This is a genomic window from Agromyces molybdatiresistens, from assembly GCF_052748445.2.
The window spans coordinates 321,177-341,052 of record NZ_CM188258.1; the positions used below are offsets into that span (position 1 = coordinate 321,177).

At 72.0% G+C, this 19,876-nt stretch carries 20 protein-coding genes; 11 read left to right on the forward strand and 9 right to left on the reverse strand.

Features of this window, described 5'->3' with window-relative positions; genetic code table 11:
* Positions 1-2: 2 nt before the first annotated feature.
* Genes treY through ACULK2_RS01530 form a run of 3 tightly spaced genes read left to right on the forward strand, consistent with a single transcriptional unit; the run spans position 3 to position 4,742 of the window.
* On the forward strand, positions 3-2,402 hold the full coding sequence (treY, locus tag ACULK2_RS01520; RefSeq protein WP_501045005.1) for a malto-oligosyltrehalose synthase: 2,400 nt from the start codon (positions 3-5) through the stop codon (positions 2,400-2,402).
* A complete protein-coding gene (gene treZ, locus ACULK2_RS01525) occupies positions 2,399-4,168 on the forward strand; it encodes a malto-oligosyltrehalose trehalohydrolase (protein WP_445969809.1) in 1,770 nt (589 codons plus the stop codon). Before treY ends, treZ begins: the two co-directional genes overlap by 4 nt.
* Before the next feature lie 43 nt (positions 4,169-4,211).
* On the forward strand, positions 4,212-4,742 hold the full coding sequence (locus ACULK2_RS01530; protein ID WP_445969810.1) for a ClbS/DfsB family four-helix bundle protein: 531 nt from the start codon (positions 4,212-4,214) through the stop codon (positions 4,740-4,742).
* Positions 4,743-4,774: 32 nt separating this feature from the next.
* On the opposite strand, the gene ACULK2_RS01535 is transcribed toward ACULK2_RS01530, so the two are convergent.
* From ACULK2_RS01535 to ACULK2_RS01545, 3 genes are all read right to left on the reverse strand, one after another.
* On the reverse strand, positions 4,775-5,092 hold the full coding sequence (locus ACULK2_RS01535; RefSeq protein WP_445969811.1) for a hypothetical protein: 318 nt from the start codon (positions 5,090-5,092) through the stop codon (positions 4,775-4,777).
* Positions 5,093-5,143: 51 nt separating this feature from the next.
* Entirely contained in the window at positions 5,144-6,109 is a 966-nt protein-coding gene (gene ku / locus ACULK2_RS01540) for a non-homologous end joining protein Ku (protein WP_445969812.1), read from the reverse strand.
* 96 nt (positions 6,110-6,205) lie between these two features.
* Positions 6,206-7,555: a glucose-6-phosphate dehydrogenase gene (locus ACULK2_RS01545; RefSeq protein ID WP_445969813.1), complete on the reverse strand. Its 1,350-nt coding sequence runs from the start codon at positions 7,553-7,555 to the stop codon at positions 6,206-6,208.
* Between the two features lie 184 nt (positions 7,556-7,739).
* Between ACULK2_RS01545 and ACULK2_RS01550 the strand changes: the two genes are divergently transcribed.
* Positions 7,740-10,259 (forward strand): ATP-dependent DNA ligase, encoded by a 2,520-nt coding sequence (locus ACULK2_RS01550; RefSeq protein WP_445969814.1) that lies wholly within the window; start codon positions 7,740-7,742, stop codon positions 10,257-10,259.
* Between the two features lie 52 nt (positions 10,260-10,311).
* On the forward strand, positions 10,312-10,653 hold the full coding sequence (locus ACULK2_RS01555; protein WP_445969815.1) for a DUF7882 family protein: 342 nt from the start codon (positions 10,312-10,314) through the stop codon (positions 10,651-10,653).
* A 69-nt stretch (positions 10,654-10,722) separates the two neighbouring features.
* On the opposite strand, the gene ACULK2_RS01560 is transcribed toward ACULK2_RS01555, so the two are convergent.
* The 4 genes from ACULK2_RS01560 to ACULK2_RS01575 all read right to left on the reverse strand — a co-directional run bounded on the left by ACULK2_RS01560 (position 10,723) and on the right by ACULK2_RS01575 (position 14,133).
* Positions 10,723-11,751, reverse strand: a complete 1,029-nt coding sequence (locus tag ACULK2_RS01560; RefSeq protein WP_501044947.1) for a fatty acid desaturase — start codon at positions 11,749-11,751, stop codon at positions 10,723-10,725.
* 210 nt (positions 11,752-11,961) lie between these two features.
* Complete coding sequence (locus tag ACULK2_RS01565; protein ID WP_445969816.1) at positions 11,962-12,936, reverse strand: DNA topoisomerase IB; 975 nt, start codon at positions 12,934-12,936, stop codon at positions 11,962-11,964.
* Positions 12,937-12,946: 10 nt separating this feature from the next.
* A complete protein-coding gene (locus ACULK2_RS01570; protein ID WP_445969817.1) occupies positions 12,947-13,219 on the reverse strand; it encodes a DUF7218 family protein in 273 nt (90 codons plus the stop codon).
* A gap of 32 nt (positions 13,220-13,251) precedes the next feature.
* Entirely contained in the window at positions 13,252-14,133 is an 882-nt protein-coding gene (locus tag ACULK2_RS01575; protein WP_445969818.1) for an SDR family oxidoreductase, read from the reverse strand.
* A 140-nt stretch (positions 14,134-14,273) separates the two neighbouring features.
* Here ACULK2_RS01575 and ACULK2_RS01580 point away from each other — a divergent pair, with 140 nt between their 5' ends.
* The gene (locus ACULK2_RS01580) at positions 14,274-14,636 is read left to right on the forward strand and encodes a DUF7882 family protein (protein ID WP_445969819.1); all 363 of its coding nucleotides are present in this window, start codon (positions 14,274-14,276) and stop codon (positions 14,634-14,636) included.
* On the opposite strand, the gene ACULK2_RS01585 is transcribed toward ACULK2_RS01580, so the two are convergent.
* Positions 14,633-15,163 (reverse strand): SRPBCC family protein, encoded by a 531-nt coding sequence (locus ACULK2_RS01585; RefSeq protein ID WP_445969820.1) that lies wholly within the window; start codon positions 15,161-15,163, stop codon positions 14,633-14,635. The genes ACULK2_RS01580 and ACULK2_RS01585 overlap by 4 nt on opposite strands.
* A 201-nt stretch (positions 15,164-15,364) precedes the next feature.
* Between ACULK2_RS01585 and ACULK2_RS01590 the strand changes: the two genes are divergently transcribed.
* Positions 15,365-15,568 carry a hypothetical protein gene (locus tag ACULK2_RS01590; protein ID WP_445969821.1) on the forward strand — a complete coding sequence of 68 codons (204 nt, stop codon included), beginning with the start codon at positions 15,365-15,367 and terminating at the stop codon, positions 15,566-15,568.
* Positions 15,569-15,596: 28 nt separating this feature from the next.
* Here the strand turns inward: ACULK2_RS01590 and ACULK2_RS01595 are convergent, their stop codons facing one another.
* Positions 15,597-15,920, reverse strand: coding sequence for a DUF7882 family protein (locus ACULK2_RS01595; RefSeq protein ID WP_445969822.1), 324 nt, complete (start codon positions 15,918-15,920; stop codon positions 15,597-15,599).
* 206 nt (positions 15,921-16,126) lie between these two features.
* Here ACULK2_RS01595 and ACULK2_RS01600 point away from each other — a divergent pair, with 206 nt between their 5' ends.
* From ACULK2_RS01600 to ACULK2_RS01615, 4 genes are read left to right on the forward strand one after another with little or no spacing between them, the layout of a single operon-like run.
* Complete coding sequence (locus ACULK2_RS01600; protein WP_445969823.1) at positions 16,127-17,512, forward strand: ABC transporter substrate-binding protein; 1,386 nt, start codon at positions 16,127-16,129, stop codon at positions 17,510-17,512.
* Complete coding sequence (locus ACULK2_RS01605) at positions 17,512-18,534, forward strand: carbohydrate ABC transporter permease (protein WP_445969824.1); 1,023 nt, start codon at positions 17,512-17,514, stop codon at positions 18,532-18,534. The genes ACULK2_RS01600 and ACULK2_RS01605 overlap by 1 nt, the downstream gene beginning before the upstream one ends.
* The gene (locus ACULK2_RS01610) at positions 18,531-19,457 is read left to right on the forward strand and encodes a carbohydrate ABC transporter permease (RefSeq protein WP_445969825.1); all 927 of its coding nucleotides are present in this window, start codon (positions 18,531-18,533) and stop codon (positions 19,455-19,457) included. Before ACULK2_RS01605 ends, ACULK2_RS01610 begins: the two co-directional genes overlap by 4 nt.
* Positions 19,454-19,849, forward strand: coding sequence for a DUF6766 family protein (locus tag ACULK2_RS01615; protein WP_445969826.1), 396 nt, complete (start codon positions 19,454-19,456; stop codon positions 19,847-19,849). Before ACULK2_RS01610 ends, ACULK2_RS01615 begins: the two co-directional genes overlap by 4 nt.
* Positions 19,850-19,876 lie beyond the last annotated feature (27 nt).

Sequence of the window (19,876 nt, forward strand, 5' to 3'; positions counted from 1 at the left end):
AGGTGCGCCCGGCGTTCGACCTGCACGACGCGGCATCCGTCGTCGACTACCTCGACGCGCTCGGCGCCGATTGGCTCTACCTCTCGCCGATCCTGCCGTCGCGCGCCGGCTCGGACCACGGGTACGACGTGGTCGCGCACGACCGCGTCGACCCCGCCCGCGGCGGGGAGTCGGGCCTCGCGGCGGTCGCGGACGCCGCGCACCGCGCGGGACGCGGCATCCTCGTCGACATCGTGCCCAACCACGTGGGGGTCGCGGACGCCGCCCAGAACCCGTGGTGGTGGAGCCTGCTCCAGCTCGGCCCGGACTCCCCGCACGCCGAGGCCTTCGATGTCGACTGGGCGCTCACGGGCGGGAAGGTCCGGCTGCCGGTGCTCGGCGGCACGGTCGAGGAGGCGGCCGCCGCGGGCGACCTGCGCATCGAGCGGGGCGAGCTGCGGTACTTCGAGCACCGGTTCCCGCTCGCGCCCGGCTCGGCCGACGACTGCGCCGACCCGCTCACGGTGCACGCCCGCCAGCACTACGAGCTGGTGCACTGGCAGCGTGCCGACGCCGAGCTGAACTACCGGCGATTCTTCGCGGTCAACGAGCTCGCCGGCGTCCGGGTGGAGCTGCCCGAGGTGTTCGACGCGACGCACGAGGCGATCGTCGGCTGGATCCACGACGGACTCGTGGACGGCCTGCGCGTCGACCATCCCGACGGTCTCGCACACCCCGGTGCGTACCTCGGGCGATTGTCGGAGGCCACGGCCGGTGCGTACCTCCTCGTCGAGAAGATCCTCGAGGGCGACGAGCCGCTGCCGCCGCACTGGCGCACCGACGGCACGACCGGGTACGACGCGCTCGCCGACGTCGACCGGGTGCTCGTCGACCCCGACGGCGAGGCGGCGCTCGACGCGCTCGATGCGAGGCTGCGCGCCGAGACCGGCATCGACGGCCCCGTCGACTGGCACGAGATGATCCACGGCACCAAGCGCGGCATCGCCGACGGCATCCTCCGCAGCGAGGTGCTCCGGCTCGAGCGGATGCTGCCGGAGCCGCGACCGGCCGACGCCGCGGACGCGCTCGCCGAGCTGCTCGCCTGCTTCCCCGTGTACCGGTCGTACCTGCCTGCGGGTGCGGCGCATCTCGCCGAGGCGGCGAAGCTCGCGCGTGGACATCGGCCAGACCTCGCCGGCGCCGTCGACGCGTTGCTGCCCGTGCTGGCGGACCCGGCGCACCCGGTCGCGATCCGCTTCCAGCAGACGAGCGGGATGGTCATGGCCAAGGGCGTCGAGGACACGGCGTTCTACCGGTACACGCGACTCGGCTCGCTCACGGAGGTGGGCGGCGATCCGTCGGAGTTCGCGATCCCCGTCGAACGCTTCCACGAACGGCAGGTTCGACGGCACGCCGCGTGGCCGCACTCCATGACCACCCTCTCGACGCACGACACCAAGCGCGGGGAGGACGTCCGGGCGCGACTCGACGTGCTCGCCGAGATCCCCGAGCGGTGGTCGATCGAGCTCGACGGCCTCCGCGCGACGGCAGGATCGACGGGCGACGGTCCGTTCGACGCGCTGCTCTGGCAGGCGATCGTCGGCGCCTGGCCGCTCGAGCGCGAGCGTGCGCACGCGTACGCCGAGAAGGCTGCGCGCGAGGCATCCGTCTCGACGCGCTGGACCACGCCCGACGAGCCGTTCGAGCGTCGCATGCACGACGTGATCGACCGGGCGTACGACGTTCCGGCGGTGCGCGAGCGCCTCGACGCCCTCGTGGCCTGGCTCGCGCCCGCGGGCTGGTCGAACTCGCTCTCGGCGAAGCTGCTGCAACTGACCATGCCGGGCGTACCCGACGTCTACCAGGGCTCGGAGCTGTGGGAGACGAGCCTGGTCGACCCCGACAACCGGCGACCCGTCGACGTCGCACTGCGGCGCCGCATGCTCGCCGACCTCGACGCCGCCGTACGGCGCGGTGATCTCCCCGCGACGGATGCCACGGGCGCCGCCAAGCTCCTGGTCACCTCGCGTGCGCTCCGCGCCCGCCGCGACCACCCCGCGTGGTTCACGCGGTATCGGCCGCTCGAGGTCGTCGGCGATGCCTCGCGCCACGCGATCGCGTTCGACCGCGGCGGCGCCGTGACGGTGGCGACCCGCCTGCCGGCCGGTCTGGCGGCACGCGTCGGCGCGGAGCCCGCGGCATCCGCTCCGCCCGGCGCGTGGGCGGACACGGCGGTGCTCACCGCGGGCGGGCCCGTGGTCGACCTGCTCACCGGGCGGCGATTCGACGGCGGAGCGCTCGCGCTCGCCGAGGTGCTCGCGGCGTATCCGGTCGCGCTGCTCGTGCCCGCGGCATCCGGCCCCGACACCGCCGACGCGCCCGGCCGCGACGTCCGCCGCGACGACGAGGAGTCCGCCCGATGATCCCCGAGCTCTGGGCCCCGATCCCGACGCGCGTGGCGCTCCGTCGCCCGGGCCGACCCGACGTGCCCATGGTCCGCGACGATCGCGACCGGTGGCGCGCCGACATCGAACTCGAGCCCGGCGACGAGTACGGCTTCGTGCTCGACGACGAGCATCGCGCGCTGCCCGACCCGCGATCGCTCCGGCAGCCTCAGGGCGTGCACGAGCTGAGCGCGGCCTTCGACCTCGGCGCGCACGCGTGGGCGGATGCCGCGTGGACGGGCCGTCAGCTCGCCGGCGGCGTGGTCTACGAGCTGCACATCGGGACCTTCACGCCCGAGGGCACGCTCGATTCGGCGATCGATCGACTCGACCACCTCGTCGACCTCGGCGTCGACTTCGTCGAGGTGCTGCCCGTCAACGCGTTCAACGGCACCCACAACTGGGGGTACGACGGCGTGCTCTGGTACGCCGTGCACGAGGGCTACGGCGGGCCGGCCGCCTACCAGCGCTTCGTCGACGCGTGCCACGCGCGCGGGCTCGCCGTCATCCAGGACGTCGTCTACAACCACCTCGGTCCGAGCGGCAACCACCTGCCCCGGTTCGGGCCGTACCTGCGTACCGCGGAACGCAACACCTGGGGCGACTCGGTGAACCTCGACGAGCCCGAGGTGCGCCGCTACATCGTCGAGAACGCGATGATGTGGCTGCGCGACCTCCACGTCGACGGGCTCCGGCTCGACGCGGTGCATGCGCTGCGCGACCGGTCCGACCGTCACCTGCTGCGAGAGCTCGCGGAGCACGCCGATGCGCTCTCGGCGCACGTCGGGCGCCCGCTGTCGCTCATCGCCGAGTCCGACCTCAACGACCCGACGCTGATCATGCCGCGCGAGGCCGGGGGGTACGGACTGACGGCGCAGTGGAGCGACGACCACCACCACGCGATGCACGTCGCCCTCACCGGCGAGACGGTCGGCTACTACGCCGACTTCGCGCCGCTCGAGGCGCTCGTGAAGACGACGACGCGCGGCTTCTTCCACGACGGCACGTACTCGTCGTTCCGGGGCCGCGACCACGGGCGGCCGATCGACCCGGCCGTGCCGACCTGGCGGCTCGTCACCTTCACGCAGGACCACGACCAGGTCGGCAACCGCGCCACCGGGGATCGGCTCTCGCCGGCGCTCGGCGAACGGCGTCTCGCGCTCGCCGCCGTGCTGAACCTGACGTCGCCGTTCACGCCCATGCTCTTCATGGGCGAGGAGTGGGGCGCCTCGACGCCGTGGCAGTTCTTCACGTCGCATCCCGAGCCCGACCTCGGCCGCGCGACCGCCGAGGGGCGCATCGCCGAGTTCGCGCGCATGGGCTGGGACGAGTCGGTCGTGCCGGACCCGCAGGATCCGGCCACGTTCGCACGGTCGAAGCTCGACTGGGCCGAGCCCGCGGATCGGGACGGCGCGCATGCGCGCCTCCTCGACCTGCACCGGCGGCTGCTCACGCTGCGTCGTGCGCGGCCCGAGCTGACCGACCCGTCGTTCGAGCACACGACGGCCTGGGCGGATGACGCGTCCGGCCGATTCCGGATGGATCGCGGAGCCCCGGACGGCCACGAACGGGTCGTGGTGCTCGTGAACCTCGGAACCGAACCGTGGGCCGTCGAGCTCGAGGGCCCCGCGGAGATGCTGCTCGCGACCGACCCGCTGCTCGCCGCCGCCGGAACCCCGGACCGCATGCTCGAACTCCCGCCGGAGACGGCCGCGATCCTCGCCGTCGCGCACGGCGCTCCGTGACGGGCTCGCCGGCGCGGACGCCGACGGCTCGTAGGCTGGGCGCGTGACGATCCCGCAGCACCGCGCCAACCTCGTCCGCCAGGCGGTCGACCGCTTCGCCGAACTCGAGCGAGCGCTCGATTCGCTCGGCGGGGCGGCGCTCCCGGCACGCACCGAGCCGATGACGGATGCCGCGGCCCCCGAGCCGCGCGATCGCGACGCGGTCGACGTCGTCAATCACCTGCACGCCTGGCACGTGCTGCTGCTCGACTGGCTCGCCGCGGATGACGCGGGGAAGGAGCCCGCGTATCCCGCCGACGGCTACACCTGGCGCGACCTCGACCGCCTGAACCGCGACCTCCGCGACCGCTATCGGGGCGACGGCGACCCCGATACCGCCCGCGAGCGCCTCCGCGCGAGCCACCGCTCCACGCTCGCGCGCCTCGACGCCATGACCGACGCCCAGATCTTCGCCGACGGTCGTGGCTGGCTCCGCGGCGCGACCCTCGCCGAGCCCGCGCACGAATGCCTCGGCGGCCACTACGCATGGGCGCTCGGCGTGGTGGCGCCGCCGCCGTCACCGTCGACCGACTGATCGCCGAGCGACCGCCCGGCCGCTCCGTCGACTCAGGAACGGCCGGGGAGGTTCAGTTCGTCGGGATCGACGTCGACGTCGCCCGCGTCGTCGGGGCCGCCCGTCCCGGGCACCGCCCGGACCTGCGACTCGTCGACGTCCGCCGCGACCCGGTCGGGCATCGGGTCCTGCTGCTTCTCGATCGTCTCGGTCTCGCTGCCGGGCGACGTGCGGGTGTCGTCGGTGTCGGTGTTCGCGCCCGGGACGTCGTCCTCGGGTCGGGGCAGGTCGTGGGGCCGTTCGGGCGCGGGCGGGCCGCTCTCGCCCTCACCGGCCGCGAACCGCGAGAGGATGTCGTCGTTGTCGCTCATGGCGCCACGCTACGTCGCGACCCGCGGGCCGGCACGGGGTTGACGCGGCGGTCAGCCGGCCTTCTTCGTCGTGCGCCGCTTGGCGGCCGGCTTCTCGTCCGTCGAGCCGGACTTCGCGGATGAGGCCTTCGCAGCGGACTTCTTCGCCGTCGAGGACGACGTCGAGGATGACTTCCCGGACGCCGAGGAGGACGACTTCGTCGACGACGCCTTCGACGCGGCATCCGCCCCGCCGCCGCGCTTCGCGGCGATCGACTGCCGCAGGGCCTCCATCAGGTCGATGACCTCGCCGCCCTCCTCCTCGGGCTGCTCGCCGAACGTGGCCGCCGTGTCGAGGGCGTCGCCCTGCTCGAGCTTGGCCTGGATGAGCGTGCGGAGCTCCTGCTGGTACTCGTCGACGAACTGCTCGGGCTCGAAGTCGTTCGAGAGGCTCTCGATGAGCTGCTTGGAGAGGTCGAGCTCCTTCGACGTGATCTTCGCCGGCTCGTCGAGTGCGGGGAAGTTCGCCTTCCGCACCTCGTCGCTCCAGAGGAGCGTCTGCACCATGAGGACGTCGCCGAACACGCGGAGCGCGGCCAGGCGCGTCTTCTGGCGCAGCGCCATCCGCACGACCGCGGTGCGGTCGGTCGACTCGAGCGCCTCGCGCAGCAGCACGTACGCCTTGTTGGACGCCGAGTCGGGCTCGAGGTAGTAGCTGCGGTCGAACATGATCGGGTCGATCTGGTCGGTCGGCACGAACTCGACGACCTCGATCTCGCGGCTGCGCTCGGCCGGCAACGACTTGAGGTCCTCGTCGGTGATGATGACGGTGCGATCGCCGTCGTCGTACGCCTTGTCGATGTGCTGGTAGGGCACGATCTCGCCGTCGATCTCGCAGACGCGCTGGTACCTGATCCGCCCGCCGTCCGCGTCGTGCACCTGGTGCAGGGACACGTCGTGGTCCTCGGTGGCGCTGTACAGCTTGACGGGCACGTTGACCAGGCCGAACGTGACCGCCCCCTTCCACACGGCTCGCATCCCCCCAGTACACACCCCAGCGGCGGTCGGCGGTACCCCCGCCCGGCGCCCGGGCCGGCGACGACTGGATGCCGCGTCCGCGGCTCCGGGGCCGGATCAGCGGTTCGGCGGACCGTCCGAGCCCGCCGGGTACTCCTCGAGCGCGACCCGATCGTCGCGCCATGCGGCGAGCACGGGTTCGACGATGCGCCACGACTCCTCGGCGATGTCGCCGCGCACGGAGAGGGTCGGGTCGTCGGTCAGGATGCCCTTCAGCACCTCGCCGTAGGGGAGCAGCGCCCCGGGGACCTGCTGGGCGACGAGCGTGGTCTGCTCCAGTGCGAACGGATCGCCGCCGCCGTTCATGGTCAGGCCGAGCTCGACCTGCCCGGAGCTCAGGTCGAGCTCGAGCCAGTCGGATCGGGGACGCCCCTCGAGGCCCTCGATCGTCGGAACCGGCCGGAACACTGCGCGGACGACCTTGCGGGCTCGGCCGAGCGCCTTCCCGGAGCGGAGCCGGAACGGCACGCCTCGCCAGCGCTCGGTGCCGATCTCGACCACGATCTCCGCGAGCGTCTCGGTGCTGCGGTCCGGGTCGACTCCGGGTTCGTCCACGTAGGCGGGCAGCGTGCGACCGTCGACGGTGCCCGCCGCGTACCGGGCGCGGCGGCTGGACGCGACCGCGTCCTCGCCGCGCACCGACGTCTCCCGCAGCACGGCGGCCATCGCGTCGCGCAGGTCGACCTCGTCCACCCGCGAGATCGGCTCCATCGCGACGAGCGCGAGAACCGCGAGCAGGTGGCTCTGGACCATGTCGATGAGGGCGCCCGCATGGTCGTAGTAGCCGGCGCGACCCTCGAGCCCGAGCGTCTCATCGTAGAGGAGGTCGAAGCGCTCGATCGAGTGCCGGTCCCAGACGGGTTCCATGAGGCGGTTCGCGGAGCGCACGCCGAGGAGGTTCAGCACCGTCGCGCGGCCGAGGAAGTGGTCGATCCGGTAGACCTGGCGCTCGGGCACGATGCGCGTGAGCAGTCCGTTCAGCGCCCGAGCCCCCTCGAGGTCGCCGCCGAAGGGCTTCTCGAGCGCGAGCCGCAGCCCGGCGGGCGTCTCGAGGTGCTCGAGCACGGCGCAGACCCGCACGGTCACCGCCGGCGGCAGCGCGAAGTAGAGCACGGGCACGAAGCGGCACGCGTCGAGCAGCCGCGCGAGCCCATCGGGCTCGGTGGCATCCGCCCGGAGGTAGCGGGTGCCCTCGAGCAGGCGCGAGCGGCGCGGCTCGGGCACGTCGGCGACCGCCGCCGCGACCTTCGCGCGCCACGACGGGGCGTCCAGGTCGCCGAGGCCGGCGCCGATCACCTCGAGCTCGAGGTCATCCGACGCGAGCAGCGTTCCGAGCCCGGGCAGGAGCAGTCGCTCGGTGAGGTCGCCGTCGGCGCCGAGGATGAGGAGCGTGGCCGGTGCGGTCATGTCGGTCTCCTCCATCCTGGAACGACTGGCGCCATCCACGCTAGGGCGGTGCCGTCGGATCCGCCCGATCGGCCCCCGGGGTTGACAGGCGCAGCGGATGCCGCGGCGGGCGCCCCGCGCCGCGATCCGCAACCCCCTGCCGGTCGCACGGCATCGGACGCTTCGGACGGGGCAGGATGGGTGCATGGCGCAGGGCCCGGCGCAGATGGTCGACGTCGACGGACGTCGGCTCCGGCTGACGAGCCTCGACAAGGTCATGTATCCGGAGACCGGCATGACCAAGGGCGAGATGATCGCCTACTACGCCGACATCGCGCCGGTGATGCTGCCGCACGTGGCCGGGCGGCCGATCACGCGGAAGCGGTGGGTGAACGGGGTCGGCACGCCGAGCCATCCGGAGCAGGCGTTCTTCGCGAAGAACCTCGAGCACGCGCCCGACTGGGTGCGGCGCGGTGTCCAGCACCACTCCGACGGCGACAAGTCGTATCCGGTCGCCGACAGCAGGGCGAGCCTCGTGTGGCTCGCGCAGATGGGGGCGATCGAGCTGCACGTGCCGCAGTGGCGGTTCGACGCCTCCGGCTCGCCCGCGAACCCCGACCGCATGGTGTTCGACCTCGACCCGGGCGAGGGCGTCGGCCTCGCCGAGTGCGCCGAGGTCGCGCGGATGGTGCGCGGCATCCTCGGCCCGATGGGGCTCGAGCCGGTCCCGGTGACGAGCGGCAGCAAGGGCATCCACCTGTACGCCGCCCTCGACGGCGCGCAGACCTCGGATCAGGTGTCGGCCGTCGCGCACGAACTCGCGCGGGCGCTCGAGGCCGACCATCCCGACCTCATCGTGTCGAGCATGCGGAAGACGCTCCGGGGCGGCAAGGTGCTCATCGACTGGAGCCAGAACAACGGCAAGAAGACCACGATCGCGCCCTACTCGCTGCGCGGGCGGTTCCGCCCGACCGTCGCCGCGCCGCGCACGTGGGGGGAGCTCGACGACCCCGAGCTCCGCCACCTCGAGGCCGACGAGGTGGTCGCGCTCGTCGCCGAGCGCGGCGATCCGATGCTCGAGGTGACGGGCGCGAACGCCGACGGCCCGCTCAGCACCTACCTCTCGATGCGGAGCGCCGGGTCGACGCCCGAGCCGATGCCCGACTCGGCGTGGGGTGTCGCGAACGACGGCGACCCGAGGTTCGTGATCCAGGAGCATCACGCCCGGCGACTGCACTTCGACCTGCGGCTCGAACGCGACGGGGTCCTGAAGAGCTGGGCGGTGCCGAAGGGCGTCCCGGGCGACACGGGGACGAACCACCTCGCCGTGCAGACCGAGGACCACCCGATGCAGTACCTCGTCTTCGAGGGGACGATCCCCGAGGGCCAGTACGGGGCCGGCTCCATGAGCGTCTGGGACACGGGAACCTACGAGACCGAGAAATGGCGCGACGACGAGGTCATCTTCACGCTGCACGGGCGCGTCGGCGGGCCGCTCGGGCGGGTGCGACTCGCGCTCATCCGCACGCAGGGCGACGGGGAGAAGAGCCAGTGGCTCCTGCACCGGATGAAGGAGCAGCGCGCCGGGTCCGGCGAGGGGCGAGGGGCGGATGTCGCGCCGGTCGCCGCGGCGCCGCGTTCGTCCCGCCCGCGTGCGGCCTCGTCGTCCCGATCCCGTGACGCCACGGCCGAACCGCCGGCGCCGGCCGCCCGTCCGGGCGCGTCCCGCGATCCCGTGCCCACGCCGATGCTCGCCGTCCCCGGCACCGCCGGCCTGGTCGGCGGCGACGACTGGGCGATCGAATGGAAGTGGGACGGCATCCGCGTGGTCGCCCGCGTCGAGGACGGCGTCGCCCGGCTCGTGAGCCGGAACGGGATCGACCAGACGGCGACGTATCCCGAGCTCGCAGGGCTCGGCTCCGCGCTCCGCGCGGATGCCGTGGTCGACGGCGAGATCGTCGCCCTCGACGAGGAGGGGCGGCCCGACTTCGGGCTGCTCCAACGTCGGATGAACGTCGGCAGGCCGCGCGAGATCGCCGCGGCCGCGGCATCCGTGCCCGTTCGCCTGCGGCTCTTCGACGTGCTCGAGGTCGCGGGCGTGCCGACGCTCGACGAACCGTACACGCGCCGGCGGGAGCGCCTCGAGCGCCTGCTGCGCCCGACGACCGACGCGCCCGTCGAGGTGCCGCCGATCGTGGCGCTCGACGCGGGCGCCGCGCTCGAGGAGGCGCGACGGATCGGCCTCGAGGGAATCGTCGCGAAGCGGCGCGGGTCCCGCTACCGGCCCGGCGTCCGCAGCGACGACTGGGTGAAGGTCAAGCTCTCCCGGACGCAGGAGGTCGTCATCGGGGGGTATCGCGTGGGCAGCGGAACCCGCTCGGGGCGGATCCGCTCGCTGCTCGTCGGCATCCCGACCGACGAGGGGCTCCGCTACGCAGGGCGGGTCGGCTCCGGTCTGCGCGAGCGCGAATCCGAGAGGTTGCAGGGAATGCTCGACGGCCTCGTGGGGGACACGGAGCCGTTCGTCGACGTGCCGGCGGCCGATGCCGTGGACGCGGTGTGGGTCCGGCCCGAACTCGTCGGCGAGATCGAGTTCGGCGAATGGACGCGGACCGGGGTCGCGCGGCATCCGCGATGGCGGGGTCTCCGGCCGGACAAGTCGCCCGAGGACGTCCGGTGGGAGGGCGAGGCGCGGTCGGGGGACACGGACGGCCGAGGCCCGTGATTCCGGGGAACTCGCCGTACCCGTGTCACCCGATCGGGGGTAATCTTCCCTCGTGGGCACTCTCTACTACGGCGACGCCGGAACGCCGATCGAGATCGACGACCGCGCGCTCGCGCACCTGAAGATCGCCATCACGACGAAGCTCCGCCGGAACGAGAGCTTCACCATGTCGTGGCGCCACACCGATGGTTCCGTCCGTGGCCGCGGTTCGCTGTGGCTGCATCCCGCGATCCCGCTCCGCTTCGTGTTCGAGACGTCCGAGGCGGGCGAGCTCGACCGCGAGTGGATCGAGCAGCTCATGCGGGGGGCGAACTCCGGCGGCGGCATCGTGCTCGACCTCGAGCACCCGGCCGCCGAGCGGCACCCGGCAGCGGCACCCGTCGAGGCGGCCTGACCGGTCGATCACGCGAACGGCCCCATCGGTCGGCGATGGCGGCCCGATCCGGAGCGCCCGAGGAGCGGCTCAGCGGCGCCGGAGTTCGCCCGCGGCCGGGCAGTCGAACGGGTCGCGCGCGGCGAGGCCGACGCGGTTGAGGTACCTGATCACGATCCCGTAGGAGTCGACGAGCGTGGTCTCGGTGTACGGGACGCCGAGCGATCGGCAGTGCTCCCGGACGATCTCCCTCGCGCGCCAGAGGTGCGGGCGCGGCATGCTCGGAAAGAGGTGGTGTTCGACCTGGTGGTTGAGGCCGCCCATCAGCGCACCCGTCCAACGGCCGGTGATGTTGCGGCTCGTCAGCACCTGCTTGCTGAGGAAGTCCAGCTTCGCGTCGGCGGGGACGATCGGCATGCCCTTGTGGTTCGGCGCGAAGGAGGCGCCCATGTACACGCCGAAGACCGCGAGCTGCACGCCCAGGAACGCGAACGCCATGCCGAGCGGCAGGAACCAGAAGACGACCGCGAGGTAGGCGCCGAGGCGCAGCGCGATGAGCGACAGCTCGAGCACGCGGCCGGGGACCGGGCGGCGTTCGAACAGCGAGCGGATCGAGGTGACGTGCAGGTTCAGGCCCTCGAGGGTCAGCAGCGGGAAGAACAGCCAGCCCTGGCGGCGCGCGATCCAGCGGAGCAGGCCGCGCTGCCGCGCGGCATCCTCCTCGACGAACGAGATCGTGTCGAAGTCGATGTCAGGGTCCTTGCCGACCTTGTTGGGGTTCGCGTGGTGGCGCGTGTGCTTCGTCATCCACCACTGGTAGCTGATCCCGACGACGCCGGCCGCGACGACACGTCCGACCCGGTCGTTGGCCCGGCCCGACGTGAGGACGGCGCGGTGCGACGCCTCATGGGCGAAGAACGCGAACTGGGTGAAGATGATGCCGAGCGCCGCGGCGATGAGCAGTTGGTACCACGAGTCGCCGAGCAGGATGAATCCCGTGATCGCGCCGCCGAGGGCGAGCGCGAGTCCGCCGACGAGGAGCGCGTAGAAGACCGGCGTGCGGCGGAGGAGCCCGCTCTCCTTGATCACCTGCGACAACGCGGTGTAGCTCTGGGTCACGGGCGGCCGATCGCCGCGCGCCTTGGTCGAACGGATGGCACCGACCTGCGGTGCTGAGGTGAGTGAACTGATGGTCCGGCCCGTCGTCGTCGACTTCCCAGCCGGTGTGGTGCGGGCGTGCACCCGCGGATAAGGCAAGCGTACGTCCGCATATGTGCCGTCGGACGTACGTGCGGGGGATCCCCAGCTGACGCACGGTCCGCGCACGGATCATCCGGCGTCGTCGACGAGCAGCTGCAGCAGCGCGCGCTCCCGGCCGCCGCGCAGGTCGACGAGCCGTCCGTGCTCGTAGGCCTCGATGATCCGGGGGTCGACGTAGCTGGCCTTCGCGATGGCCGGCGTGTTCCCGAGCACTTCGCTCGCTCGGACGATCGCCTCCCGCTCGGCCGCGGCGCGGGCCCTCGCCGTGCCTGCGGTGCCGAGCTCGGCGAGACGGTCGGCGGCCGCGATCGAACCCCGGAGCGTGCGGAAGTCCTTCGCCGTGAAGTCCCCGCCGGTCCGCGCGCGGATGTCCTCGTTCACGTCGGCCGGCCCGAGCGGGCGCATGCGCCGCCCCTCCGCGAACGCGTAGAGCCGGGCGGACGGCGATCGGCCCGACATTCCCTCGACGAACGCCGCGAGCGCGGCGTCCTCGAGCACCAGGTCCTGCGCGATCCCGCCCTTGGCCCGGAACCGCAGCCGGACCGCGTCCGAGCCCTCGAGCCGGGCGTTGCGGACGAGCAGCGTCGTGAGGCCGCGGCTCCTGGCCTGGGCGAGCGACTCCTCCGACCCGATGCGGATGCCGCCGAGGTCGAGCGTGCGGAAGGCGGCGGCGAGCACGCGCTCGCGCAGCAGCAGGTCGAGTGCGAGGTCGCGCCGGACCCCGCGCCGTGCACCGGGAAGCACCCCGGCGAGCGCCGTCATCCGCTCGAACTTCTCGGCGTCCTGGCGTTCCCGCCACACCGGGTGGTACAGGTACTGCCGGCGTCCGGCCGCGTCGACGCCCACGGCGAGGATGTGCGCGTCGGGCGCCTCGGCGATCCACACGTCCGTCCACGCGGGCGGGATCGCGAGGTCGGCGATGCGGTTCCGCTCGGCGCGGTCGACGTGCGAGCCGTCGGCGCGGCGGTACGTGAATCCCCGTCCGCTGCGATGGCGCGTGAGCCCCGGCGACGCGTACGGTTCGACGCGTCGCAGTCGCGGCATCCGTCGCCTCTCAGTGGTTGCGCAGGGCGCTGATGAGCTCGCCCTTGCGCATGTCGCTGTAGCCCGACAGGCCGAGTTCCCTGGCGCGCTTCTTCAGCTCCGGCACGGTCCAGTCGTCGTAGCTGCCGGACTCGCCGCCCTTCCTGCCGACCGAGCTCCGGCCGCGCGCCGCGGCCGCGTTCGAGATGCGCGCCGCCTTCTCCTTCGACGCACCGTCGTCGCGGAGTTCCTCGTAGAGGTCGGGGTCCTTCAGCGAGTTCTGTCCCCGTCGCTTCCCGGGCATGTCCTCTGCTCCTTCCGTGTCCGAGCCGCCCGTCAGAGCGGCTTGCCCCCGGTGACGGGCAGGATCGCGCCCGACGTGTACGACGCGTCGTCCGATGCGAGGTAGACGTAGGCGCCCGCGAGCTCGGCCGGTTGCCCGGCACGTCCCAGCGGCGTGTCCTGCCCGAACTTCGGGAGCTTGTCCGGCCATCCCGTCGACGGGATGAGCGGTGTCCAGATCGGTCCGGGGGCGACCGAGTTGACCCGGATGCCGCGGGGTCCGAGCTCCTCCGCGAGGGCCTTGGTGAAGGCGACCAGCGCCGCCTTCGTCATCGCGTAGTCGACGAGGCGGGACGACGGGTCGAACCCCTGGATCGACGAGGTCGTGATGATCGACGAGCCGGCCTCCATCCGCGGCACCGCGGCGCGGGCGAGGAACACGCTCGCGTAGAGGTTGACGCGCATGACCGCGTCGAAGTCGTCGGTGGGCACCTCGTCGATGCCGCCGCGATCGCGCTGGTGTGCGGCGTTCAGCACGAGCAGGTCGATGCCGCCGAAGGCGTCGCAGGTCCGCTCGACGAGCTCCGCGCAGTGCTGCTCGTCGACGAGGTCCCCGGGCAGGAGCTCGGCGCGCCGCTCGGCGTCGCGCACCCAGTACGCCGTCTCGTCGGCATCCTCCTGCTCGCTCGGCAGGTAGGCGATCGCGACGTCGGCGCCCTCCCGCGCGAAGGCGATCGCGACGGCCCGGCCGATGCCGGAGTCCCCGCCCGTGATGAGCGCGCGACGACCGGCGAGGCGGCCCGAGCCGCGGTAGGTGTGCTCGCCGTGATCGGGTTGCGGCGACATCCGCGGCGTGATGCCGGGCGGTGGCTGCTCCTGGCGCGGGAAGGGTTCTGCGGTGTGCTTGGTGGTCGGGTCGATCAGACGGTCGTGCACCGGGACCTCCTCCTTCGAATGTCCGTGCGGCCACGGTACGCTCGGGCGCGGCCGGCGCGGAGGGGGTTGACGTCCTCCCACCGGTGGTGGTGGGACCGACGGCCCGCCGATCGGCCGCGCGACCCCGATACGCTCGTGGCATGGGCACGCTGTACTACGGGAACACGGCCACCGCCATCGGCATCGAGGATCGGGCGCTCGCGCACCTGCAGATCGCGATCGTGACCAAGCTGCGTCGTGGCGAATCGTTCACCGTCTCGTGGCAGCATCCCGAGGACCAGCCGCTCGGGCGGACCACGCTGTGGCTGCACCCGAACATCCCGCTGCGCTTCTCCTTCGACGATCCCGAGCCGCCCGAACTCAATCGCGCCTACCTCGAGGAACTCATGCGCAGCGCGAACTCCACTGGCGGGATCCAGCTCGTGCCCGAGCAGATCGGGCCCGAGCAGATCGGCGCGGAGGCGGGCGCCGCCGACCGCGGGCCCGCCTCCGAAGCCGACTAGGGGCGGAGGTCCGGGTCCTGGCCGACCACGCCGTCCGTCCCGAGCGGGTCGGCGCCGCTGCGTGCGGCTCCCTGGTGAACCTCCCCGCGCCAGGCGCCGGTCGGCAGCTCGCGCGACTCGATGAACTCCTTGAACTTCTTCAGGTCGTGCTCGACCTGGCGGTCGTCGAACCCGAGCGCTGCGCCCGCCTCCTCGACGAAGCCCTCCGGCTCCCACTCGAGGGTGACGTCGACGCGGGTCCGGTCGGCGGTCACCGGGCGGAACTGCACGCGGCCCCGGTGATGGACCTCGGCAGTCGTGCTGTGCCATGCGACGTGGTCGTCCGGCACCTGGTCGGAGATGTCCGCGTCGAACTCGCGGGTCGCGCCACCGATCGAGACGACCCAGTGGGTCGTCGAGTCGTCGAGCTGACGGACGGAGTCGACGCCGCTCATGAAGTGCGGGAACGACTCGAACTGCGTCCACTGGTCGTAGGCCACGCGGATCGGGACGTCCACCTCGATGTCGGCGGTCACGGTCGTGCTCATGGTGATCTCCCTCCTTCGGTCGACGCGCAGAACCGCACGTCGGCGGCCACCGTAGGCATGTCGGTCGCCGCCGATCGAGGGGGTTGCCGCATGCGTGGGCGGCTGTTACTACGGAAGGGTCGCGCGGGTCGGGGTTACGTCTGCGGGGACCGGGCGACACGATGTCGCGGGGATCGGGCGACACGACGGAGGGGGCATCGGATGAGCGAGCGCGAGGGCCGGATCGAGGACTGGTGGCCGCGGTTGTCGATCGAGGGCAAGCACGCGATCCTCGCCGATCCGGACGCGCCGCTCGGTGACGGCGTGCGCGCCGAGATCGTGGAGCTCACCGGCCGGGCCGCGCCCGAGCGGCTGGACCGTTCCGACGTGGACTACGTCACGACGCAGATCGAGTCCGTCGACTGAACCGAGCCCGTCCGGGCGACCGGTTCGATCAGTCGAACTCGAAGGGCTCGTTCTCGTCGGGCTCCGGCACGTTCTGCAGGCCGGTCGTGCTGTTGGCGGAGAGCAGCATCTGCTCGATCCACAGCCGGTTGAGCTTCGGCGGACGGTTGCCGCTGAACACGAACTGCAGCGGGATCGACTCGTGCAGCCACAGCGTCGTCCGGCCGCTGCCGTGCTCGATGCCGTGCTCCCAGGTCATGGCGAAGCTCTCGGACCGTCGGAGCTTGTTGATGATCGCCACCCTGAGGTGCGCGAGCGTACGGTCCTCGATCTCGATCTCGCGGTTCGACGAGTTGTAGACCAGCTTGCCCATGCCCGAACTCTAGTCGTCTCGCGCGCGGCGTCGCGAGCGTCGAGCGTCGAGTCGCTTGCCCCCCGCCCGGGGGACGGCGATCCGTCGTCTTGTCAAGCCCCTCCTGGTCGTCGCGGGCGCGGCCTAGCGTGCGTACTGCGGCTCGGGAGATCCCGACGACCGCAGTGCCGGACCCCGCACGGCTCGATTGCCAGAGGAGGCGTTCCATGGGTCACGGCAGGATGACGGGGGCCGTCGCGGGCGCGGCGCTGCTGGCGCTCGCGCTGGGCGGATGCGCGGTCGGGACGGGCGGCGACGCCGCCGACACCGACGCCGAGTTCGACTCGGGAGCCGAGCTCGACGGCACGCTCACGGTCATGGGCTTCTCCGGCGTCGACGAGGTCGCGACGTCGCGCATGGAGTTCGCCGAGGCCGAACTCGGCGCAGTGGAGATCGACCTCATCGAGGGCGATCTCGACATCCAGCAGTTCCTCTCCTCGGTCGCGACCGGCGAGCCTCCGTCGATCCTGTACATCGATCGCGATCAGATCGGCTCGCTCGCCGCGCGGGGTGCGCTGGTCCCGTTGGAGGACTGCATCGACGGCGAGGGCATCGCGACCGGCGACTTCGTCGAGTCCGCGATCGACCAGGTCACCCTCGACGGCTCGGTCTACGGCATCCCGGAGTTCAACACCGTGCAGCTCACCATGGCGAACCAGGAGCTGATGGATGCCGCGGGCGTGACCATCGACGACGTGAACGGCTCCGATCGCGACGCGATGACCGAGGCCGCCACGGCCATGGTGCAGCAGGACGGGGGGAACGTCAGCGTGATCGGCGTCGACTCCAAGCTGCCGGAGTTCCTGCCGCTGTGGGTGGCCGCCGCGGGCGGCTCGGTCCTCAGCGAGGACGCGAGGACCGCGCAGCTCGACTCCGAGGAGAGCGTCGCCGCGCTCGAGTGGGCGGCCGGGATCTACGAGGAGCAGGGCGGCTTCCCCGCCATCAAGGCGGCGCGCGACTCCGCCGACTTCTTCGGCGCGGGCAACCAGTTCGCCACCGGCACGCTCGGCGCCATGCCGATGGAGCAGTGGTACCTCAACGTGCTGAGCGACGTCTCCCCGGACGCGCCGATGGCGTTCGACACGGTCCGGACCACGGAGGGCGAGCCCATCGCGTTCGCGAGCGGATCGGCGTGGGCGATCCCTGCCGGCAGCGACCATCCCGAGGCCGCGTGCCGCTGGGCGCGGGCGATGACCTCGGTCGACGCGTGGCGTGCGGCCGCCGAGGCCCGGCTCGACCTCCGCAACGAGGAGGGAGCGCCGTTCACGGGCATCCTCACCGGCAACGCGGTCGCCGACGAGGAGATCCAGGGCATGACCACCGACGGCGGCGAGCCGTGGGACTCCGGCGTCGCGGCGATGTACGAGGCGAACGAGAACACCGTCTCGCTCCCGGCGAACCCGGCCGACGCCGAGTTCGACGACGCGATGCAGGAGGCCGTGAACGCGGTGCTCGACGGCAGCGCCGAGCCGGCCGACGCGCTCGCCGAGGCGCAGCAGACCGCGCAGGCCGCGCTCGACGAGGCGTGGGCGGAGCTCGAGGGCTCCGACTGATGTCCACCGCGACACGCCCGGCGGACGCCGGCCCCGAGGGTCGGCCGGTGGGCGGCCCGGCGCCGACCGAGGCTGCTCCGGCGCAGCGCGCGGAGCCGACGCCGGAGCAGCGTCGCCGTTCCCGGCGCCGGGCCTCGCGACGGAACGTGCGCTCCGCGCTGCTGTTCCTCAGCCCGTGGATCGTGGGATTCGTCGTGTTCACGGCGTGGCCCATGATCTACAGCGCCTACCTGTCGCTCACGGACTACGACGTGATCAACGATGCCGAATTCATCGGTTTTGAGAACTACGCCCGACTCGCGCAGGACGAGGACCTGCTGCTCGCGCTCGGCAACACCGCGTTCTTCACCCTGCTGCAGGTACCCCTCTACGTGCTCGTCTCGTTGGTGCTCGCCCTGCTGCTCGACCGCGCGGGCCGGGCGTCGGGCTTCTTCCGAACGGTGTTCTTCCTGCCCAAGATGACGCCGCCGGTCGCGGTGGGCGTCCTCTTCCTGCTGCTCTTCAACGGGCAGAACGGCCTCGTGAACACCGTGCTCGGCTGGTTCGGCATCGACGGGCCGAGCTGGACCACCGATCCGGCGTGGGTCAAGCCGGGCCTTGTGTTCATGTCGCTCTGGACGGTCGGCGCCTCGGTGCTCATCCTCCTCGCCGCGCTGCGGAACGTGCCGCGCGAGCTCTACGAGTCCGCGCAGCTCGATGGCGCGGGGTTCTGGCGCCAGGCGAGGAGCGTGACGATCCCGATGATCAGCCCGGCGCTGTTCTTCATCATCGTGGTGAACACCATCGCGGCGCTGCAGACGTTCGACGAGGCGTACACCGCGTTCTTCGGTGCGGGGAACACGACCTACAGCAACGACGCGGCGCTGTTCTACGTGATCTACCTGTTCCAGCAGGCGTTCCAGTTCCTGAACATGGGCTACGCCTCGGCGATGGCCTGGCTGCTGTTCGTCATCATCATGGCCGTCACGGCGGTGCAGCTCATCGTCTCGCGCCGACTCGTCTACTACGAGGGGGACCGATGACCACCGACATCCGCGTCGCAGCGGCCGAAGCCGCTCCCGTCGGGGAGGAGGCCGACCGTCGGGGCCTCGATCGCGGCCGGGCCGGCGGCCGACGCCGGCGGCGGGCCGGCACCGTCCTCGCCTGGGTCGCGCTGAGCCTCATCGGCATCGTCTTCGTCTACCCGTTCGTCTGGCTCGTGAGCGCGTCCTTCAAGCCGCGCGGCGAGGTCTTCGACAACCGCCTGATCCCGCAGACCTTCACGCTGGACAACTACGTCCAGGTCTGGCAGGAGGCGCCCCTCGCCCTGTGGCTGCTCAACACGGCCATCGTCACGGTGCTCGCCGCCGTGACGGTGACGCTCTCGAGCGCGATGGTCGCGTGGGGATTCGCGTACTTCCGGTTCCGCGGCCGCGGCGTGCTGTTCGGCCTGGTGCTCGCGACGATGATGCTGCCCGGTGCGGTCACCATGATCCCCGTGTTCCTCATCTGGAACTCGCTCGGGCAGGTCGGCACGCTCACCCCGCTCTGGGCGGGCAACCTCTTCGGCAGCGCCTTCTACATCTTCCTGCTGCGCCAGTTCTTCCTCGGGCTCCCTCGCGACCTGTTCGATGCCGCCCGCGTCGACGGCGCGAGCCAGTGGGGCGTGTTCTGGCGCATCGCGCTGCCGCTCACCGGCCCCGCGCTCGCGGTCGTGCTCGTGTTCGAGGTGCAGGCGGTCTGGACCGACCTGATGAAGGCGCTCATCTACCTGCGCGACTCCGACACGTTCACCATCCCGCGCGGGCTCAAGTCGCTCGTCGACGCCTACGGGTTCGGCGGCGAGTGGCACTGGGAGATCATCGTCACCGCGAGCGTGATCACGACGATCCCGCTCATCATCGTGTTCTTCCTCGCCCAACGGCGGATCATCGAGGGGGTCGCCTCGACGGGGCTGAAGGGATGACCAGGTATCGCCTGCACGGCGCTGCGCGCGAGGGGACCTTCTGGCAGCGTCATGCGCTCTCGATCGTGCTGCTGCTGATCCTCAGCGCACAGACGGTCGCGGCGATCTTCGCCGGGCACCACGTGTGGGTGGGCGAGCAGGAGGCGCACGGAGCGCCGCTCGAGGCGGGCGAGTTCTGGATCTGGTGGTTCTGGGAGTACAACATCTCCCTGGTTGCGGACACGTTCGGCGTCATCCTCATCGTCCTGCTCTCGAAGCGCCTCGAGGAGGTCGGGAGCGCCGAGTCGAAGCACGAGGAGACCGAGGAGACCGAGGAGGACGCGCCCGCGGCGCGCGACGCGCCCGGGCCGATGCCCTCGATTGGCGCCCGGGCGCGACGTGGGATAAAGTAACGGGGTTGCCTGACGAGCCGAGAGGTT